Annotated in this window: 19 protein-coding genes; 8 read left to right on the top strand and 11 right to left on the bottom strand. The window is 74.5% G+C overall.

Annotated elements, in window-relative coordinates:
- Window positions 1–4: 4 nt before the first annotated feature.
- From AC07BF_RS04390 to msrB, 4 genes are all read left to right on the top strand, one after another.
- Window positions 5–772, top strand: coding sequence for a pyrimidine reductase family protein (locus tag AC07BF_RS04390; protein WP_363580416.1), 768 nt, complete (start codon window positions 5–7; stop codon window positions 770–772).
- A gap of 66 nt (window positions 773–838) precedes the next feature.
- Window positions 839–1,300 carry an indole-3-glycerol phosphate synthase gene (locus AC07BF_RS04395; RefSeq protein WP_350885822.1) on the top strand — a complete coding sequence of 154 codons (462 nt, stop codon included), beginning with the start codon at window positions 839–841 and terminating at the stop codon, window positions 1,298–1,300.
- Window positions 1,301–1,404: 104 nt separating this feature from the next.
- On the top strand, window positions 1,405–2,835 hold the full coding sequence (gene murC / locus AC07BF_RS04400; RefSeq protein ID WP_400986526.1) for a UDP-N-acetylmuramate--L-alanine ligase: 1,431 nt from the start codon (window positions 1,405–1,407) through the stop codon (window positions 2,833–2,835).
- A gap of 22 nt (window positions 2,836–2,857) precedes the next feature.
- Window positions 2,858–3,262, top strand: a complete 405-nt coding sequence (msrB, locus tag AC07BF_RS04405; RefSeq protein WP_063349491.1) for a peptide-methionine (R)-S-oxide reductase MsrB — start codon at window positions 2,858–2,860, stop codon at window positions 3,260–3,262.
- 201 nt (window positions 3,263–3,463) lie between these two features.
- Here the strand turns inward: msrB and AC07BF_RS04410 are convergent, their stop codons facing one another.
- From AC07BF_RS04410 to AC07BF_RS04445, 8 genes are all read right to left on the bottom strand, one after another.
- On the bottom strand, window positions 3,464–4,654 hold the full coding sequence (locus tag AC07BF_RS04410; RefSeq protein ID WP_063349490.1) for a cytochrome P450: 1,191 nt from the start codon (window positions 4,652–4,654) through the stop codon (window positions 3,464–3,466).
- Window positions 4,651–5,286, bottom strand: a complete 636-nt coding sequence (locus tag AC07BF_RS04415; RefSeq protein WP_478332931.1) for a GTP-binding protein — start codon at window positions 5,284–5,286, stop codon at window positions 4,651–4,653. The genes AC07BF_RS04410 and AC07BF_RS04415 overlap by 4 nt, the downstream gene beginning before the upstream one ends.
- Before the next feature lie 55 nt (window positions 5,287–5,341).
- The gene (locus AC07BF_RS04420) at window positions 5,342–5,695 is read right to left on the bottom strand and encodes a DUF742 domain-containing protein (protein ID WP_350885830.1); all 354 of its coding nucleotides are present in this window, start codon (window positions 5,693–5,695) and stop codon (window positions 5,342–5,344) included.
- Window positions 5,692–6,123: a roadblock/LC7 domain-containing protein gene (locus tag AC07BF_RS04425; protein WP_363580410.1), complete on the bottom strand. Its 432-nt coding sequence runs from the start codon at window positions 6,121–6,123 to the stop codon at window positions 5,692–5,694. Before AC07BF_RS04425 ends, AC07BF_RS04420 begins: the two co-directional genes overlap by 4 nt.
- Window positions 6,120–7,940: an ATP-binding protein gene (locus AC07BF_RS04430; protein WP_363580408.1), complete on the bottom strand. Its 1,821-nt coding sequence runs from the start codon at window positions 7,938–7,940 to the stop codon at window positions 6,120–6,122. The genes AC07BF_RS04425 and AC07BF_RS04430 overlap by 4 nt, the downstream gene beginning before the upstream one ends.
- A 104-nt stretch (window positions 7,941–8,044) precedes the next feature.
- Window positions 8,045–9,058, bottom strand: a complete 1,014-nt coding sequence (locus AC07BF_RS04435; protein WP_363627961.1) for an MBL fold metallo-hydrolase — start codon at window positions 9,056–9,058, stop codon at window positions 8,045–8,047.
- Window positions 9,059–9,179: 121 nt separating this feature from the next.
- Window positions 9,180–9,983 carry a hypothetical protein gene (locus AC07BF_RS04440; protein WP_363580404.1) on the bottom strand — a complete coding sequence of 268 codons (804 nt, stop codon included), beginning with the start codon at window positions 9,981–9,983 and terminating at the stop codon, window positions 9,180–9,182.
- A 116-nt stretch (window positions 9,984–10,099) separates the two neighbouring features.
- Window positions 10,100–11,020, bottom strand: coding sequence for a GNAT family N-acetyltransferase (locus AC07BF_RS04445; RefSeq protein WP_363627962.1), 921 nt, complete (start codon window positions 11,018–11,020; stop codon window positions 10,100–10,102).
- Between the two features lie 266 nt (window positions 11,021–11,286).
- Between AC07BF_RS04445 and AC07BF_RS04450 the strand changes: the two genes are divergently transcribed.
- From AC07BF_RS04450 to AC07BF_RS04460, 3 genes are all read left to right on the top strand, one after another.
- Window positions 11,287–12,600 (top strand): MbnB/TglH/ChrH family RiPP precursor modification enzyme, encoded by a 1,314-nt coding sequence (locus AC07BF_RS04450; protein ID WP_363627963.1) that lies wholly within the window; start codon window positions 11,287–11,289, stop codon window positions 12,598–12,600.
- Window positions 12,601–12,640: 40 nt separating this feature from the next.
- Window positions 12,641–13,738, top strand: a complete 1,098-nt coding sequence (locus AC07BF_RS04455) for a TIGR04222 domain-containing membrane protein (protein ID WP_363627964.1) — start codon at window positions 12,641–12,643, stop codon at window positions 13,736–13,738.
- 69 nt (window positions 13,739–13,807) lie between these two features.
- Entirely contained in the window at window positions 13,808–14,590 is a 783-nt protein-coding gene (locus AC07BF_RS04460; RefSeq protein WP_363580396.1) for a TIGR04222 domain-containing membrane protein, read from the top strand.
- 51 nt (window positions 14,591–14,641) lie between these two features.
- On the opposite strand, the gene hemQ is transcribed toward AC07BF_RS04460, so the two are convergent.
- From hemQ to AC07BF_RS04475, 3 genes are read right to left on the bottom strand one after another with little or no spacing between them, the layout of a single operon-like run.
- A complete protein-coding gene (hemQ, locus tag AC07BF_RS04465; protein ID WP_363580394.1) occupies window positions 14,642–15,367 on the bottom strand; it encodes a hydrogen peroxide-dependent heme synthase in 726 nt (241 codons plus the stop codon).
- A complete protein-coding gene (gene hemG, locus AC07BF_RS04470) occupies window positions 15,364–16,797 on the bottom strand; it encodes a protoporphyrinogen oxidase (RefSeq protein WP_363627965.1) in 1,434 nt (477 codons plus the stop codon). The genes hemQ and hemG overlap by 4 nt, the downstream gene beginning before the upstream one ends.
- 34 nt (window positions 16,798–16,831) lie before the next feature.
- Entirely contained in the window at window positions 16,832–17,404 is a 573-nt protein-coding gene (locus tag AC07BF_RS04475; RefSeq protein ID WP_363618745.1) for a Uma2 family endonuclease, read from the bottom strand.
- A gap of 55 nt (window positions 17,405–17,459) precedes the next feature.
- Here AC07BF_RS04475 and AC07BF_RS04480 point away from each other — a divergent pair, with 55 nt between their 5' ends.
- Window positions 17,460–17,912: a 2-thiouracil desulfurase family protein gene (locus AC07BF_RS04480; protein ID WP_363627966.1), complete on the top strand. Its 453-nt coding sequence runs from the start codon at window positions 17,460–17,462 to the stop codon at window positions 17,910–17,912.
- The last annotated feature ends 40 nt before the right edge of the window (window positions 17,913–17,952 follow it).

Genomic DNA, 17,952 nt, shown 5'->3' on the forward strand with positions numbered 1-17,952 from the left:
GGGCATGCAACAGTTGATCAGCCCGCTGGGCGAGCCGGTCGTGGACCCGGCCTCGCTGGAGTCGCTCGCCGCCGTCTACGCGTACCCCGACCAGGTGAATCGGGGGCGGCCCTGGCTGCGCGCCAACATGGTGGCCGGTCTGGACGGCGGGGCGAGGCTGGAGGGCCTCTCGGAGGGCCTGTCCGGGGACGCCGACAAGCGGATCTTCGGTGTGCTGCGCGCGCTGTCGGACGTGGTGCTGGTGGGCGCGGAGACGGTCCGCGCGGAGGGCTACCGGCCGGCCCGGGCCCGGGCCGAGTTCGCGGCGGCGCGGGCGGCGGCCGGGCAGGCCCCGGCTCCGGCGATCGCGATCGTGAGCCGCTCGCTGACCCTGGACCTGACCGCGCCGCTGTTCACCGCCCCGCTGGTCAGAACGGTGGTGATCACCACCGCGGACGCGCCCGAGGAGCGCCGCCGGGCGGTCGCCGAGGTGGCCGACCTGGTGCTCGCCGGGGAGGGGGCGGTGGACCTGCGGGCGGGCGTGTCGGCGCTGGCGGAGCGGGGCTGGACGCGGTTGCTGAGCGAGGGCGGCCCGCGGCTGCTGGGGCAGCTGGCGGCGGCGGGTCTGCTGGACGAGTTGTGCCTGTCGCTGGCTCCGTTGATCACGGGCGGCGACGCGCCGCGCATCATCCGCGATGCGGAAATGCCTGACGTGCAGCGGATGCGGCTGGTCTCATTGATCGAGCAGAAAGGATTCCTCTTCACCCGCTACATGCGTCCGCCGACCCCGTGACCGACGGGTCGTGATCCCGTTAATGCGATGCCGGGGCCCGGGGGCCGGCCACTGGAAGGGACTCACGTGTTCAAGACGGTACTGATGATCGAAAAGGCTCTCTCCGACGCGGACGTGGAACTCGTCACCACGCTCCACAGCGACGAGAAGGTCTCCTTCGTCGTCCTGATGCAGCCGCGCGGCAAGCAGGACGAGCTGCTGCGGGCGCTGGACGACGTGGCGCTCGGCCACCTCGACAAGGTGGTGCACGAGCACGACGAGTCCGAGTCCGGGCCGACCGTGGCCTCCGAGTCGCTCGAACACAGCCTGCGCCACCTGCGCGCGGCCGGGGCCGAGGCGGTCGGCGAGCTGGTCGAGGAGAAGCCACTGGACCGGCTGCGGGCGGCGGTCGAGGAGCACCGCGCGGACGAGGTGGTGGTGCTCACCTCACCGCACTTCGTCGAGGAGTTCTTCCACCGCGACTGGGCCTCCCAGGCCCGGCACAAGGTGGGGGTCCCGGTGCTGCGGCTGTTCGCCAGCGACTCCTAGGGATCCCGGCCGGTGGTGCAGAATCGTCCTTGCGGTCCGCCCGCGAGGACGATTCCCCATCCCGTCCGCCCGACCATTCCGCCCCCGCCCTACGGAGCCCCGCCTTGAACGACGCCGCGCACGACCTGCACGCCCCGCACTTCATCGGCATCGGCGGCGCCGGGATGTCCGGCCTGGCGAAGATCCTCGCGGTGCGCGGCGCCAGCGTCTCCGGCAGCGACTCCAAGGAGTCCGAGACCGTCCTCGCGCTGCGCGCCCTCGGCGCGACCGTGCACGTCGGCCACGCCGCCGAGCACGTGCCGGACGGCACCAGCAGCGTGGTGGTCTCCAGCGCGATCCGCGCCGACAACCCGGAGCTGGCCGCCGCCCACGAGCGCGGCATCCCGGTGGTGCACCGCTCCGACGCGCTGGCCGCCCTGATGGGCGGCCGCCGGGCGCTGGCGGTGGCCGGCACCCACGGCAAGACCACCACCACCAGCATGCTCGCCGTCGCCCTCGGCGAACTGGGCCTGGACCCGTCCTACGCGATCGGCGGCGACCTCGACACGCCCGGCTCCAACGCCCACCACGGCGCCGGCGAGATCTTCGTCGCCGAGGCCGACGAGAGCGACCGCAGCTTCCACAAGTACGCGCCCGAGGTGGCGATCGTGCTCAACGTGGAGCTGGACCACCACGCCAACTACGCCTCGATCGAGGAGATCTACGAGTCCTTCGAGACCTTCGTCGGCCGGATCACCCCCGGCGGCACCCTGGTGGTCTCCGCCGACCACGACGGCGCCCGCGAACTGACCGCCCGGGTGGCCGGCCGCGAGGGCCTCACCGTGGTGACCGTCGGCGCCGCCGAGGACGCCGACGTCCGGGTCCGCTCGGTGGTCGCCCGCGGCATGACCAGCGAGGTCACCGTCGAGCTGGACGGCGCCGAGCTGTCCTTCACCGTCTCGGTGCCCGGCCGGCACTACGCGCACAACGCGGTCGCCGCGCTGGCCGCCGGCGTCGCACTGGGCGTCCCGGCCGCCGACCTGGCCAAGGCCCTGGGCGCCTACACCGGTGTGCGGCGCCGCCTCCAGCTCAAGGGCGAGGCCGGCGGCGTCCAGGTGATCGACTCCTACGCCCACCACCCCACCGAGATGACCGCCGACCTGGAGGCGATCCGGGAGGGCCTGGAGGGCGAGGGCCGGGTGCTGGTGGTCTTCCAGCCGCACCTGTTCAGCCGCACCCAGCAGCTCGCCGAGGAGATGGGCCGGGCCCTGGCGCTGGCCGACGCCTCGGTGGTGCTGGACATCTACCCGGCCCGCGAGGACCCGATCCCCGGCGTGACCAGCGAGCTGATCATCGACGCCGCCCACCGGGCCGGCGCCGACGTCACCGCCGAGCACTCCTTCGCCGCCGCCCCCGCCGTGCTGGCCGGCCTGGCCCGCCCCGGCGACCTGCTGCTCACCATGGGTGCCGGCGACGTCACCAACCTGGGCCCCGCCATCCTGGAGGAGATCCGGGGAAGCGTGCAGCACCTCTCGAACGTTGCCTCCAACGTCTGACGTACCCCGACCGGGAGCCGTGATGAGCTACGAGATCGAGAAGACCGAGGCCGAGTGGCGGGACGAGCTGAGCCCCGAGGAGTACCACGTGCTCCGCGAGGCCGGCACCGAGCGCCCGTTCACCGGTGAGTACACCGACACCAAGACCGTCGGCGTCTACGGCTGCCGGGCCTGCGGCGCGGAGCTGTTCAGCTCCGAGACCAAGTTCGACAGCCACTGCGGCTGGCCGTCGTACTACGCGCCGCTGGCCGGGGACCGGGTCCAGTACATCGAGGACACCACGCTCGGCATGCGCCGGGTCGAGGTGCGCTGCGCCCGCTGCGGCGGGCACCTGGGCCACGTCTTCGAGGGCGAGGGCTACGGCACGCCGACCGACCAGCGGTACTGCATCAACAGCGTCTCGCTGACGCTGAAGCCGGCCGAGTAGGGCCGGCCGGTCGCGCCGCGAGGGCCCGGGTTTCCGTACGGACGGACGCCCGGGCCCTCGTGCGTCCCGGGCCGCCGGGGCCCGGACCAGCAGGGTCCGGGCCGCCGAGGGGCGGGCCGCCGGGGCTCAGGCCGTCGGGGCTCAGGCCGTCGGGGCTCAGGCCGCCGGGGCTCAGGCCGCCGGGGCTCAGGCCGTCGGGGCTCAGGCCGTCGGGGCGAAGCGGACCGGGAGGTGGACCAGGGCCCGGTGGAACGGGCCGGGGCGCCAGAGCAGGTCCTCGGCCGGGGTGGCCAGCTCCAGGTCGCTGAGCCGGCTGGTCAGCTGCTCGATCGCGGTGATCGCGATCAGCAGCGCCGGGTCACGGGCCGGGCAGCCGTGCGGGCCGGCCGCCCAGGCCAGGTGGGCGCTCTCGCCGCTGCGCAGCTCGGTGCCGTCGGTGGGCGGCGCGGCCTGCGAGTTGGCGGCCGCGTAGGAGACCAGCACCAGCGTGCCGGCCGGGATCTCCCGGCCGTGGAAGGTGATGTCGTAGCGCGGGTAGTGGGCGGAGAGGTTGGCCAGCGGCGGCTCGTGCCAGAGCACCTCGTCGATCGCCTGGTAGGCGGTCATCGCGCCGCCGATGAGGGAGCCGGCGTAGCGGGCGTCGGTGAGCAGGCGCAGCAGGGCGTTGCCGATCAGGTTGGTGGTCGGCTCGTGCCCGGCGATCATGGTGAGGGTGATCTGCCGGATCACCTCGTCGTCCTCCAGCCCGGCCGGGTGGGTGACGAACCAGGAGGTGAGGTCGTGCCGGGGCCGCTCGCGCCGCTCGGCGACCATGGCGGTGACCACCGCGACGAGGTCCCCGTACGCGACGACGGCCTTCTCGGTGGACTCGATCATCCCGGCGATCCCGGCGACCAGCCGGGCGCTGTGCTCCTCCGGCACGCCGAACCAGGTGGTGAGGACGAAGGCCGGCAGCTGGCGGGCGTACTCGGCGATCAGGTCGGCGGTGCCGGCCGCCTCGAAGCGGTCGACCAGCTGGTGGGCGACCTCGGCGACCCGGCGCTGGAGCCGGTGCGGTTCGAGCAGGGCGAGGCCGTCGGTGATCACCGCGCGGTAGCGCGCGTGCACCTCGCCGTCACTGAACAGGGCGGTCGGGCGGTAGCCGAGCACCGGCAGCAGCGGGTTGTCGGGGGCGACGGTGCGCTGCCAGGCGCGGGAGTCCTTGGAGAAGGTGTCGGTGTCGCGCAGCAGGTCCAGGGCGGCCTGGTAGTCGGTGACCAGCAGGGCCTCGACGCCGGGCGCGATCTCCACCGGGGCGACCGCGCCGTAGCGGCGCAGCCGGTCGTAGACCAGCTGCGGGTCGGCGGCGAAGACCGGGCCGTAGATGGGGGTCGGGCGGGTGTCGGTGGTCACGGGCGCTCCTCGGCGGCGGAGGCGGCAGGGGCGGTCGCTGCCGGGACGGCGGGCTCGGTGACGTCCGCCGGGGTGGCGAGGTCGGCGGCGTCCGCGGGGGCGGCGGGCAGGCCGTCGAGGACGTGCTCGGCCAGCGCGATCAGCGCGTCCAGGCTGGCACCGCGCTCGCGGGCGTCGCAGAGCAGCAGCGGGGTGGTGGGGTGCAGGTCCAGGTGGGCGCGTAGCACCTCGATCGAGTGGACCGGCGCGTCCGGGAAGCAGTTGACGGCGACGGCGTAGGGCAGGCCCCGCTCCTCGACCATGTCCATGATCTCGAAGGAGTCGGCGAGCCGGCGGGTGTCGGCGAGCACCAGCGCGCCGAGGGCGCCGCGGGCGATGTCCTGCCAGAGCGGGAAGAAGCGGCGCTGGCCGGGGGTGCCGAACATGTAGAGCACGAGGTTGCCGGGCAGGGTCAGCCGGCCGAAGTCGACGGCGACCGTGGTGGTGGCCTTCTCGGGCAGGCCCGCCAGGTCGTCCACCGGCCGTCCGGTCTCGGTCATCGCCTCCTCGGTGTGCAGGGTGGCGATCTCGGAGAGGGTGCGGATGAGCGTCGTCTTGCCGACCCCGAACGGGCCGGCCACCACCAGCTTCATCAGCGTCTGGTCCCGGTCGGGCAGGTAGCCCACCCGGCTCGGCCGGTCGGCCGGGCTACCGGAGCGCACGGAGTCCAACGAGGAGCCTCTCGACGATGGAGCGGTCGGTCTGCTGGGCGCGCGGGATCGGCGCGCGGGCGCGCAGGCAGCCCGCCTCGACCAGATCGGCCGCGAGGAAGACGGTGGCGCTGACCGGCAGGCGCAGGTGCGCGGCGGCCTCCACCACGGTCAGCGCGCCGGGGCGCAGCAGTTCCCAGAGCCGCTGGTGTTCGGGTTCCAGCTCGCGGGGCGGTTCGACGCGGTCCGCGAACAGCACGGTGAGCCGGTCGAAGCCGGCGGTACCGGGGCGGCTGCGGCCGCCGGTGGCCAGGTAGGCGGGCACCATCCGCCTGCGGGGTACGGCGGTCATGATCGGACGGTGGTGTCCTGCTGCCGGGTCGGACTCGCGAGGGCACGGCCCAGGGCGGCGACCTGTACCTGCATCTGGTAGGCCACGTTGCCGAGTTGGGCCTCCGGGGAGGTGAACACTGCGAGCGAGGTGTTCTCCCCGGCCGGGACGACGACGGCGTAGCCGAGGTCGGACTCGACCACGGTCTGGGCCAGCCGGGGCCGTTCGGTGTCGGTGAAGGCGCTGGTGAACGCGCGGGCGGCGGCGTGCACGGTGGCGGTCATCGCGGCGACCCGCTCGGCGGAGGCGCGGTCGAGCCCGTCCGAGGCTCCCTCGACGAGGCCGTCACCGGTGGCGATGACCGCGTGCAGCACCCCCGGCAGCTCCAGCAGCGGGGTCAGCACCCACGAGATCTCGTCGGCGGTGGTCGGGCTGGGCGTGCTGGTCACTGCTCGGCTCCTTCGGGGGTCGGGGCGGTCGGGCGGACGGTGGTGCGGGCACCGGTGTCGCGGGCGGCCGCGGTCGGGCCGGTCGCGCTGGTCCCGGCGGTCGCGCTGGACTCGCCGGTCGTGCTGGTCCCGCGGGCGGCCTGTGCCACGGCGGCGCGGCCGGAGTCGGTGCCCTCCTGGAGCGCCTGCCAGTGGGCGGCGGCGCGCTCGGGCGTCCGCTCGGGGGCCCGGGCGGGCGGCTCGGCCGGTGCGGCGGACGGCCCGGCGGCGGGCTCGGGGGCTCCGGGGCCGTCGGCGGTGACCGGTCGGCGGCGTCGCCGACTGGGCAGGCCGGTGCCGTCATCGACCGGGTCGGCGGGGCCGGCCGGTGCGTCGGGCACCGCGTGGATGGCGGGCGCGGGGTGCGGGCCCGGCTGGTTGTGCCGGTCGGCGAGCGGGGGCGGCCCGTCGCCCTCGTCGGCGTCGCGCATCGGCGGGACGGCCTGGACGGTGGGCGCGGGGGCCGGGCCGGCGCCGGCCCGCAGCGGCAGCGGGGTGAGCACCGACAGCGGCTGCTCGTCGTCGACGACGGTCACCAGCGCGGCCGGGATGCGCAGGATGGTGCGCATCCCGCCGTACGGCGAGGGCTCGATGTGGCAGGAGAAGCCGTACTGGCGGGCCAGTTTGCCGATCACCGCGAAGCCGGTCTTGGGCGGGTTGCCGAGTTCGGTGAGCAGGACGTCGGGCGGGCCGGCCAGCAGTCGGCGGGCCCGGCGCAGCTGGTCGTCGTCCATGCCGATGCCGCTGTCGTCGATGATCACCAGCGCGCCGCGGCCGCCCTGCTGGACGGTGACCGGGATGTCGGTCTCCGGGTGCGAGTAGGCGGAGGCGTTGGCGAGGAGTTCGGCGACGGTGATGGCCAGCGGCTCGGCGGCCCGGGCGACCACGGCGAGCCGCTGCTCGCGCAGGTGGTTGGCGACCTTGATCCGGGCGTAGCCGGGCACCCGGGAGAGCGCGCCGACCACCACTTCGGCGAGCGGCGAGTCGGTGCGGGCCAGGCCGGGCCAGGCTTCGCAGAGCACGGCGACGGTCTGGATCCGGCGCAGCGCGACCTCGTTGCGGAAGTCGACCTCCAGCAGCCGGGGGTCGTCGTTGTCGTGCTGGAGCTGCTGGACCAGGCTCTGGATCTGGTAGAGCAGGGTCTGGATCCGGGAGGTGGCGCCGCGCATGGCGGCGCGGGCGGCGGCGTCGACGCGTTCGCGCTCGTCGGTGAGGGCCGCGGAGGCGGCGTCCAGGACGGACTGCAGCGCCCGGACGGCCTCGGGGCCGACGGCCTGCCCGTCCAGCGGGCCGACCAGCGGGGCGTTGGCGTGGCTGAGCCGGACGGCGGTGGCGGCCACCCGTTCCTGGGCGAGGTGGCCGATCTCGGCGAGCACGGCGGCGGTGTGCTCCTCGGCGGCGGTGAGCCGCCGTTCCGCCTCCCCGGCCCGGGTGTTCGCGGCGGCGGCCCGCTGGTCGGTCTCCCGGGTGGCGTCCTCGGCGGTGCGGGCCCGGCTCTCGGCCTCCCGGGTGCGCTCCTCGGCGGCCCGGTAGCGGCTCTCGGCGTGGTGGGTCTCCTCGGTGGCGCGCCGGGCGGCGTCCTGCGCCTCGCGCAGTTGCTGCTCGGCGCGGGCCAGCCGGCCTTCGGCGGCGCGGGCGCGTTCCTCGCCGTGTCCGCGGGCGGTCTCGGCGGCGACCGCCCGGGTGAGGGCCCGGGCCCGGCCGCGGGCGAGCACGCCCGCCGTCGCGGCGGCGACCAGCGCCAGGGCGATCAGCGCAATCTGCGCGATCTGCGTCATCGAAGTCCTCGGAAGTCCTCTGGGGGTCCGGTTGGTCGGCTGCTGCCGGGGCCGGGGCCGGCGGTGGTCCGGCCCGGGCGCGGCGGGCGGTCGGTCCCGGGCGGTCAGTCCCGGGCGGCGGCGCGCGGGCGCGGGCTGCGGGCGGCGTCCTCGGCCAGTTCGCGGGCCACCTGGGCGACCTGGCCCATGGCCACCAGGACGTTCGGCACCTCGGTGCCGTCCAGGTGTCGGTACTCGGCGGCGACGGTGAGCACCAGCCGCTCGGGCAGGCCGAGTTCGGGGTGGCGCTGCTCGGCTATCACCCGCCGGGCGGCGTCCAGCGCGGGGATCCCGGCGGTGTGCAGGGCGTGCGCGCGCTCCCGGACGTACGTCAGGTAAGCGATGTGGTGGCGAACCCCGTCGCGGTCGAGCACAGGGCCGTGGCCGGGGACGAAGATCTCGGCGCCGGTGGCCAGGATCCGCTCACAGGCGGTGATCACGTTCTCCAGCGGGCCGGCCCAGTGCACCGGGTGGTCGCCGGGGTACTCGGGGGTCGAGCCGAAGATCACGTCGCCGGTGAAGACGGCGCGCTGGTACGGGAGGTGGACGATCAGGTCGCCGCCGGTGTGGGCGGCGGGCAGGCCGGTCACCTGCACCGGGTACTCCCCCACCCGCAGTTCCAGCTCGCCGGTGAAGACGGTGTCGGGGTGCACGGGGTCGGTGGCGGACCAGTCGAACCGTCCGAAGTGCTCCCTGAGGTAGCCGCCGAGCGGGGAGTCCGGGTCGCCGCCGACGACGAGGGCGTGCTGCTGCTGCGGGGTGGGCTCGTAGTGGATGTGCTCCAGCGCCTCACGGGTGGAGATCACCTCGGCGTCCGGGACGACTCCGGCGCCCCACAGGTGGTCGCCGTTGGCGTGGGTGACGATCACCCGGTCGACCTCGACCCCGGCCGGCAGCAGGCGGCGGCTGGCGGCGAGGAACTTCCCGGCCAGGGTGGGGTCGTAGGGGGTGTCGATCCAGAGCGCGGTCTTCGCCGAGGCCAGCAGCCCGCAGTTGGCCAGGCCCCAGCCCCGCTTCGGGGGGAGCCACACGTACAGGTCCTCGGCAATCGCGCTCACGTTCGCACGGTTGATCGTCATGTGCGCGATTATGCCCAAAGTGTGTCAGGGGCGGGGCAAAACCTGTACGGCTGCCAGGAGTTGCTGCCCCAGACTCTCCCGAGCTGTCCGGTTTCGCCCCTCGTGGTCGAGACCAATCGTCTCAACCGTCGGGACGACCCGTGGACACCTCGCCCCGGAATCCCGACGGGACGTCGGACCGGGGCGCGGGCAGGGTGCGGCAGACCTCGACCGTGACGTCGACGGTGTCCAGGCCTATGACCCGCCCCTCCACCGCGACGAATCCTTTCTCCCCCGAGCGGAAGAGCGCCGCCAGCGGGGAGTTGCGGCTCGCCGCGGTCAACGCCTCCACCGCCATCGCGGAGCCGAAGGCGAACACCCCGCAGAGCACGATGCAGGGCGCCTGCCGGGGCGTGCGGGTCACGAAGATGAAGCCGTGGTCGCGGATCAGCTCCCCGGCTGGGTTGTACAGCGCCTCGAAGGTCATTCCGCCCCACCGGGCGCGGGCCTCGTCCGGGTACTCGATGGCGAAATCCGGGAACACCGCGTCCAGCACGCCGCCGGAATAGGAGTTGACGCTCGGGCCCCCGATCGAGAACGTCGGCATCCGGGGATCCTGCGCGCCGGCCACCACCAGTTCGATCGTCGCCTTCCGGTTGACCTTCCGCAGCAGGTCGGTGAGCCCCGCTATCGCCCTGGCCTCGGCCATCGGCATGAACAGCACGTTCTTCGGCCCGCGGCTGGTCAGCTGGCAGCCGTCCGTGGTGAAGGCGAACTCCGCGACCTCGATGCTCGGCGTGATGATCTGCACCCGGCTGTACGGCGCCAGCAGCGCCCGCAGGAAGCCGTAGCGCAGGAACAGTCTGGTCCGGGCGAGGGAGCGGGCCGCGAGGAATCCGATCACGGCCGGAACCGATGCGATGAACACCTGGAGCAGGATCTCCATATCATCCCCACGGAGGAAGACTCGACCACGAACTGTGTGCCCTGGTTAAGTCCCCTCCGTGGCCGGAAATACCCCCCTCGCGGCAATTCCCACCGTCAGGATCGCCGCACCCGGCGTCACTTCAAGCGCTTGATCCCCTTGCGTTCCCCCGCGCACCGCTCGTACCCCAGCCACGCGTTGATCGCGAGCATCGGCGCATTGGTCTCGTCGTTGGAGGTGTACGCGCGCCGGTAGCCCGCCGCGGCCGCCAGGCGCAGCGACTCCAGCTTGGCCAGCTTGCTCAGCCCTCGCCCGCGGAACTCCCGGCGGCAGGCGGTGAACGCGGACCAGTAGCGGTCCACCCCGTCGGTCTGCGCCATGCTGAACGCGGCCGGTTCGCCGTCCACCACGGCGACGACGGTCAGCGCCCGGTCCAGGTCCGGCCGGGCCCAGTCGCCCCGCAGCCAGTCCTCGTAGTCCAGGGCGTCCATCGGCACCTCGCCGGGCTCGTCCTGGATGGCGTCCGCCTCGACCAGGAACAGCGGGCGTGGGTCGGCCGCCCAGTCTCCGGCCGGGCGCAGCTCGACGCCGGCCGGCCGTACGGGCGCCTGCGGCAGCGGCAGCGCCAAGTCCCGTCCGCCGAACTGCGCCGCGCGCCCGAGCTCGTAGCCACGGGCGGCGGCGAAGGCCAGCGAGGCGGGCTCGTCGTCCAGCCAGGTGTGCAGCTCGCTCACTCCGTGCCCGGCCAGGTGCCGTTCGGCCGCGGCCAGCAGCGCGGTGGACGCGCCGCGCCGCCGGAACTGCGGCAGCACGCTGCCGTTGGCGTACCCGACGCCGGTGGTCGTCGTCCCGAGCACCACCGCGCAGCGCACCGCGCCGACCACCCGGCCGTCCAGCTCGGCGACGAAGGTGCGGAAGTGCTCGCCCGGGCTCTGCCGGCCGTTAAGCCAGAGCAGGGCCTCGGAGGTCATCACCAGGTGCTCGCGCCCGGCCCGGTGGGCGGCGGCCACGGCCTCGGCGTCGTCGGGGCGGAAGTCACGGATCGTCAAAGAAGTCATGGGTTCCCACGCTAACCCCGACGCCCGTCCGGCGCCTTCGAATTTCCCCTCGCCGGTGCGCCTCACCTGCGGCAACGGCCCCGGCTCGGGACCAAAGTCCCTCACCCCCGCAGCGGCAAGCTCAAATAATGCTCTGAGAAGACCGGGCGGGGCTTGGCAGCCGTCCCACCCGGGGACATCCTCAGCACACGGCCGCGCGGTCCTGGCGACGAAGCCCGCACCACCCGGCGGCCTCCCCACCCGGCCCTCCGAAAGGGGGCGAACCGATGACCTCCCCTGCCCTGGACCTGCCCGGCTCCGCCACCCCGGCGCGGGACGGCGCGCCCCGCCTCGGCGTCGGCCTCGGCTGGCGCAGCGAGATCGACACCGTCGTCGAACGCCAACCCGGCCTGGACTGGGTCGAGGTGGTCGCCGAGAACATCTGCGCCGACCACCTGCCCGAGTCCCTGACCGTCCTGCGCGCCCGCGGCGTCACCGTCGTCCCGCACGGCGTGGCGCTCGGCCTCGGCGGCGCCGACCTGCCCGACCCCGCCCGGCTCGCCAAGCTCGCCGAGGCGGCACTCGCCCTCGACTCCCCGTTGGTCACCGAACACCTGGCGTTCGTCCGGGCCGGCGGCCTGGAGGCCGGCCACCTGCTGCCCGTCCCCCGCACCCGGGACTCGCTGCGGGTGATCGCCGAGAACGTCCGGATCGCCCAGGACCAGCTCCCGGTGCCGCTCGCCCTGGAGAACATCGCCGCCCAGCTGGCCTGGCCCGACGAAGAGCTGACCGAGGGGCAGTTCCTCGCCGAACTGGTCGAGCGGACCGGCGTCCGGCTGCTGATCGACGTCGCCAACCTGCACACCAACCGGGTCAACCTCGGCATCGACCCGGCCGCCGAACTGGACCGCCTGCCGCTGGAGGCGCTCGCCTACGTCCACGTCGCCGGCGGCACCCTGGTCGACGGCGTCTGGCACGACACCCACGCCCACCCCGTCACCGAACCGGTGCTGGAGGTCCTGGCCGAACTCTGCGCACGGGTCGCACCACCCGGCGTCCTGCTGGAACGGGACGCCGACTTCCCGCCGCCCAGCGAGCTGGCCGGCGAACTGGACGCCGTCCGCCGGGTGCTGGAGGGGAGCACCCCGCGGACGGCCCCACCGGCCCCCCGCGCCGAGCCCCGGGGGACCGCGGCGGGAGCGTGCCCGAGCGGCACCCGCGCCCGGCTGGCGCGGCGCCAGGAGGACCTGCTCGCCGCCCTGGTGGCCGGCGGGCCCGTCCCGCCCGGCTTCGACCCGGACCAGGTCCGCGCCCAGTCCACCGGCCTGGCCACCAAACGGCGGGACACCGTCGCCAAGGTGGCCCCCGAACTGCCCCGCCTGCTCGGCCGGCCGTACGGGCCGCTGTTCCTCGACTACGCCCGCCGGCACCCGCAGACCGGCGGCTACCGCGCCGACGCCCGGGCCTTCGCCGCCTGGGCGCTCGCCGACGGCGGCCCGCTCGCCGCCGACCACCGCCGGTCCCTGGAGCAGTGGCTCCACCCGGCCGCCGAGCGGCCGCCCGGCGCGTTCGCCCGTCTGCGCCGAGCCCTGCGGCGCTGAGCACCCGCCTTCACCGCACACCTTCGGGGGGAACCCGCCCATGTGGCACAACACCTACTTCGTCATCCCCGCCGTCCTGCTGGTGGCGGCCTCGCTGTACGCGTCCCGGACCAAGCAGCGGGTCGGCCACGTCCCGCACGTCCAGGGCCTGCCGGGCCGCGGCCTGCCGCTGATGGACGCCGCCTTCCTGTCCGGCGGCCCCGGCCGGGTCTTCGACACCGCCCTGATCCGGATGCACCTCTCCGAGCGGGCCGTGATCAGCCGCGCCGGCCTGGTCACCCTCACCGGGCACAAGCCGTACGACGCCGTCGACCAGGCCGTCCTGGACGCCGTCGGCCCGGGCGGCAGCCGTGAACTCGCCCCGCTGCGCCGCGCCGTGATGCGCTCCGCCGCCGTGCAGGAGATCGGCGACCGGCTCGCCGACCGCGGCCTGATGCGCCACCCCGAGCGGCTGCGGCGGGCCCGCACCGCCCGGCGGCTGCTCTGGCTCGCGCTGCTCGGCGTCGCCGTCTCGACCGTCCTCTCCCACGTGCTGGACGAGGGCGGCGCCGGCTCCGACCGCCCCGCGCTGTGGATCCCGGTGGTGCTCCTGGTCTTCGGCGGGATCAGCCTGCTCGTCACCTGGCCGGCCAAGGGCCGGATCACCCCGGCCGGGCGGCGCCAGCTCTCCCTGATGAAGGTCGGCACGCCGTGGACGCCGAGCGCCGGCCTGTCGCCGAAGGCGACCGGCGGCGTGCTGCTGGGCGCCCTCGCGCTCGGCGGGCTGGCCACCGCCGGGCTGGAGGACGACGAGCTGCGGTCCGCGATGCTGGCCGCGTCCGCCCAGGACGAGGCGATGAAGTCGGCCGCCGCGAGCTCCTACGCCGCCTCCTCCTCGACGGGCTCCTCCACCAGCTCTCCCCCCAGCTCGTGCAGCTCGTCCGGGTCCTCCTGCGGGGGCTCCACGGCCTGGTGCGGCTCCTCCCACTCCGGCTCCTCCGGCTGCGGGGGAAGCGGCAGCAGCTGCGGATCCTCGTCCTCCAGCTGCGGCTCCGGCTCCAGCAGTTGCGGCTCCTCCTCGTCGAGCTGCGGGTCGTCCTCCTCCAGTTGCGGGTCGTCCTCGTCGAGCTGCGGTGGTGGCGGCGGCTGCGGCTCCTGACGTCACAGTTCGGTATCGCGGTCCGGGAAGCCGTTCCCCGCGCCATCGGCCCAGGCATACAACAAGCCCATGTGGTTGCTGTTCCTGATACCGGCGTGCGTCGCGGCGGTCCTCTCGTGTCTCCGGCTCGTCCGGACGACCGCCACCGCCGACGCCCTGGCCGAGGCGGACGGCCTGCGCCCGCCCGAGGCCGTCGGGATCGGGCTGTACGAGACGGCCTACCTGGCCGGCGGCCCGGACCGGGTGGTCGAACTCGCCCTCGTCCTGATGGCCGGCCGGGGCCGGCTGCACCTGGCGCACACCGGCTGGACCACGGTGGTCGACCCCCGGGGCCGCAGCCGCCTGGAGCGCGCGGTCATCGTCACCGTCGGCCCCGACGGCCAGTGCCGCACCGACGGGCTGCGCCGGGCGATGGCCGAGCACCCGACCGTCCTGGAGATCGGCGCCCGGCTCTCGCTGGCCGGCCTGGCCACCCCGGCCCTGGTCCAGCGCAGCACCGTCCTGGTGGTCCGGCAGGTGCGGCACGCACTGCTGCTGACGCTCCTCCTGCTGGCCGCCGCGCTGACCCTCACCGGCTTCACCGGCGGTGACACCGTCGCCCCGCTCGCCTGGTTCTCGCTGCCGCTGGTGCTCACCTCGGGCACCCTGCTGATGGCCCGGGTCGACGTCTACCCCTACACCCGCTGGGCGTCCCCGGTCGGCCAGGAGGTGCTGCGCGAGGTCCGACCGGCCCGCCAGCACGGCCTCGCGGACGACGAGGAGCGCGAACTGCTCACCGCCGTCGCCATGAACGGCCCCGCCGTCCTCCCCGACCCCCGCCTGCGCGCCGCCCTCCGCCCCCACCGGACGTGACACGCAAACGGGGCCCGCCGAAGCGAACCCCGTTCACCGATCCCGCGGAACTCAGGCCAGGCCGTTGAGCAGCTCGCTGACCGGCTTGCGGCGGCCGGTGAAGAACGGCACCTCCTCGCGGACGTGCAGCCGGGCCCGGGAGGGGCGCAGGTCGCGCATCAGGTCGACGATGCGGTGCAGCTCGTCCGCCTCGAAGGCGAGCAGCCACTCGTAGTCGCCGAGCGCGAACGAGGCCACCGTGTTGGCCCGCACGTCCGGGTAGCCGCGGGCCATCTGGCCGTGCTCGGCGAGCATCGCGCGCCGCTCGGCGTCCGGCAGCAGGTACCACTCGTAGGAGCGGACGAACGGGTACACGCAGACGTAGTCGCGCGCGCGCTCGTCGGCGAGGAACGCCGGGATGTGCGACTTGTTGAACTCGGCGGGGCGGTGCAGCGCCATGTTGGACCAGACCGGCTCCAGCTGACGGCCCAGACCGGTGCGGCGGAAGCGGTTGTACGCCTCCTGCAGGTCGTCCGAATCCTCGGCGTGCCACCAGACCATGAGGTCGGCGTCCGCGCGCAGACCGGACACGTCGTACGTGCCGCGCACCGTCACGTCCTTCGCGGCCAGCTGGGCGAACAGCTCGTCCACCTCGGCGGCCAGCGCCGTCCGGTCCTCGGGCAGCGTGCCCTTGAGCTTGAACACCGACCACATGGTGTAGCGGATGACCTGGTTCAGGTCGCGCGCCTTCTTCTTCTCGGGCTGCTGCTCCGGCTGCCGCTCAACGGTCTCAGTCATGCGCCCATTGTCCTCTCCGTGGAACCTTCCCCGGTTGCCGGGGTCAACAGTTTGTCGAGGGCGGCCACCGCGGCGGCCGCCGAGCCGATGCAGGCCGGAATGCCGACCCCGTCGTACGCGGCGCCGCACAGCGCCAGTCCCCCCACCCCGGCCGCCGCCGCCCGGACCCGGGCCACCCGGTCCAGGTGGCCCACCGGGTACTGCGGCAGGCCCGCCCGGAAGCGCGAGACGGCGGTGTCGTACGGCCGGGCGGTCAGGCCGATCGCCTCCCGGAGGTCCGCCAGCGACCGTGCCACCAGTTCCTCGTCCGGCAGCTCCAGTGCCTCCTCCTCGCGGTAGCGGCCCAGCGAGGTGCGCAGCAGGAACGCGTCCGGGGCGGAACGCCCCAGCCAGCCCCACTTGTTGGAGGAGAAGGTCGACGCCTTGATCCGCCGCCCGTCCACCGGCGGCACCAGGAACCCGCTGCCGGCCGGCAGCTCCGCCAGGTCGGCCCGGCGGAACGCCAGGGTCACCAGCGCCATGCCCGCGTACTCGACGGCGTCCAGCTCGGCGGCCGCCGCCGGCGCGTCCGCGCGCAGCAGCCGGGCCGCGGCCGGCGCCGGGACGGCCAGCACCACGGCGTCCGCGTGCAGCACCTCGCCGTCGCCGGTCACCACCCGCCAGCCCCCGGGGGTGCGGTGCAGCCCGTCCACCGGCGCACCAGTGCGCAGGTCCACGCCCGCCTTCCGGCAGGCGGTGGCGACGGCCTCCGGCAGGGTGCCGAGCCCGCCGCGCAGGCCCTGGAACACCGGTGTGCCGACCACCTTCGGCCGCGAGGCCAGCTCGTGCACCCCGTCGACCAGCGAGCCGCCGCCCCGCGCGATCGCCAGCAGCTGCGGCACGGCGGCGCGCAGCGAGATCTCCTCGGCCCGCCCGGCGTAGACGCCGCCCAGCAGCGGCTCGACCAGCCGGTCCACCACTTCCTGGCCCAGCCGGTCGGCGACGTAGCGGCCGATCGCCACGTCGTCCCCGACCTCGGTGGCGCCCTCGTGCCGGGCCCGCTCCAGCCCCGCGGCGGTGAGCACTCCGGAGGCCGCCAGCGCGTCCAGGTCGCCCGGGACGCCCATCACCTGCCCGCCCGGCAGCGGGCGCAGTGCGCCCCGCGTCCAGATCGAGGCCTTCGCGGTGGTCGGCGGCTCCAGTTCCTCGCCCAGCCCGACCGCCCGTGCCAGCTCCACCGCCTCCGGCCGCCGCGCGAGCATCGACTCGGCCCCCAGGTCCACCCGGACCCCGCCGACCTCGCCGCCCCGCAGCTTCCCGCCGACCCGCTCAGACGCCTCCAGCAGCGTCACCCGCGCCCGCGCCGGCCCCCCGGCGGCCCCGCTCAGAAAGGCGGCCGCAGCCAGCCCCGCGATCCCACCACCGACGACGACGACCTGTGCATCCGACATGCCTCGCAGTCTCGCAGGTCTTTACACCGGGCCCTCAATCCGCCAGCGCGTTCAGGTCGATCATGATCGGGAACGGCACCGGGCGCTCCAACGACTCCCGGAAGATCCCGGCGGGCACGTACGCCGAGGTCGCCTGGTCCAGCTCGTAGACGTGTACGGCTGGCCGACCGCCCTCTTCCTCCTCGACGATCCAGTAGTGCGGGATCCCTGCCTCGGCATACTTGCGGACCTTGACGAAACGGTCACGGTCTACGGACTCAGGCGAGACGACCTCGATGACGAGCAGGACTTCATCAGGAGTGAACTGCGTGCGCTTTCTCTCGAAATTGGCCTTGACGACGAGAACGTCCGGCTCGGGACGGTTCCGCCTGTCGAGCTTGATCGACATCTCCCGCCCGACCCTGGCCCCTTCCGGGACCTGGGGAATCAGCGCCATCTTCAGGTTGTCGACAACTTCACCGTGCCACCAGCGCTGCGGAGACATCACGAAGACCAGTGCCCCATCGATCAGTTCGGTGTGGCGCGGCGCCTGCGGCAGGTGGTCGAGGTCATCGGCAAACCAGCCCTCGTCTCTGGGCGCGTACATCCAGTCCGGCAGCTCGCTCATGCTCCCAAGATAGCGAGTTCCGAGGCCCTGCGAGCCGCTGCCTAGGCTGTGTGCTATGGAACCGATCGTGGTGAGTGCGTGTCTGGCCGGGGTGCCGTGCCGGTACGACGGGCGGGCGAAGACCTCGCCGGACGTGGTGGGGCTGGTCGAGGCGGGGCGGGCGGTGGTGGTGTGCCCGGAGGGGGCCGGCGGGCTGCCGACCCCGCGCCCTGCGGCGGAGATCGTCGGCGGGGACGGGGCGGACGTGCTGGACGGGCGGGCCCGGGTGGTGGACGCGACGGGCGCGGACTGTACGGCGGAGTTCGTGGCCGGGGCCCGGGCGGCGCTGGCGGCGGCCGAGGCCGCGGGGGCGCGGCGGGCGGTGCTGATGGCGCGCAGCCCGTCCTGCGGCTGCGGGCGGGTGTACGACGGGACGTTCACCGGGGAGCTGCGCCCCGGGGACGGGGTGACGGCGGCGCTGCTGCGGCGGGCGGGCATCGAGGTTGTCCGGTCCGCTGCCGAGCTGTGATCGAGTCGCGACCTCCCGGCGGGGTCCGCTCGGGGCGTTC

The organism is Kitasatospora sp. NPDC043950 (genome assembly GCF_056435345.1).

Bases quoted from the DNA above. Each gene is read 5' to 3' on its own strand.
- AC07BF_RS04390 (WP_363580416.1), top strand. From the start codon at position 5: ATGCAACAGTTGATCAGCCCGCTGGGCGAGCCGGTCGTGGACCCGGCC.
- msrB (WP_063349491.1), top strand. From the start codon at position 2,858: ATGAGCTACGAGATCGAGAAGACCGAGGCCGAGTGGCGGGACGAGCTG.
- AC07BF_RS04415 (WP_478332931.1), bottom strand. From the start codon at position 5,286: ATGAAGCTGGTGGTGGCCGGCCCGTTCGGGGTCGGCAAGACGACGCTC.
- AC07BF_RS04420 (WP_350885830.1), bottom strand. From the start codon at position 5,695: ATGACCGCCGTACCCCGCAGGCGGATGGTGCCCGCCTACCTGGCCACC.
- AC07BF_RS04430 (WP_363580408.1), bottom strand. From the start codon at position 7,940: ATGACGCAGATCGCGCAGATTGCGCTGATCGCCCTGGCGCTGGTCGCC.
- AC07BF_RS04435 (WP_363627961.1), bottom strand. From the start codon at position 9,058: ATGACGATCAACCGTGCGAACGTGAGCGCGATTGCCGAGGACCTGTAC.
- AC07BF_RS04440 (WP_363580404.1), bottom strand. From the start codon at position 9,983: ATGGAGATCCTGCTCCAGGTGTTCATCGCATCGGTTCCGGCCGTGATC.
- AC07BF_RS04445 (WP_363627962.1), bottom strand. From the start codon at position 11,020: ATGACTTCTTTGACGATCCGTGACTTCCGCCCCGACGACGCCGAGGCC.
- AC07BF_RS04450 (WP_363627963.1), top strand. From the start codon at position 11,287: ATGACCTCCCCTGCCCTGGACCTGCCCGGCTCCGCCACCCCGGCGCGG.
- AC07BF_RS04455 (WP_363627964.1), top strand. From the start codon at position 12,641: ATGTGGCACAACACCTACTTCGTCATCCCCGCCGTCCTGCTGGTGGCG.
- AC07BF_RS04460 (WP_363580396.1), top strand. From the start codon at position 13,808: ATGTGGTTGCTGTTCCTGATACCGGCGTGCGTCGCGGCGGTCCTCTCG.
- hemQ (WP_363580394.1), bottom strand. From the start codon at position 15,367: ATGACTGAGACCGTTGAGCGGCAGCCGGAGCAGCAGCCCGAGAAGAAG.
- hemG (WP_363627965.1), bottom strand. From the start codon at position 16,797: ATGTCGGATGCACAGGTCGTCGTCGTCGGTGGTGGGATCGCGGGGCTG.
- AC07BF_RS04475 (WP_363618745.1), bottom strand. From the start codon at position 17,404: ATGAGCGAGCTGCCGGACTGGATGTACGCGCCCAGAGACGAGGGCTGG.
- AC07BF_RS04480 (WP_363627966.1), top strand. From the start codon at position 17,460: ATGGAACCGATCGTGGTGAGTGCGTGTCTGGCCGGGGTGCCGTGCCGG.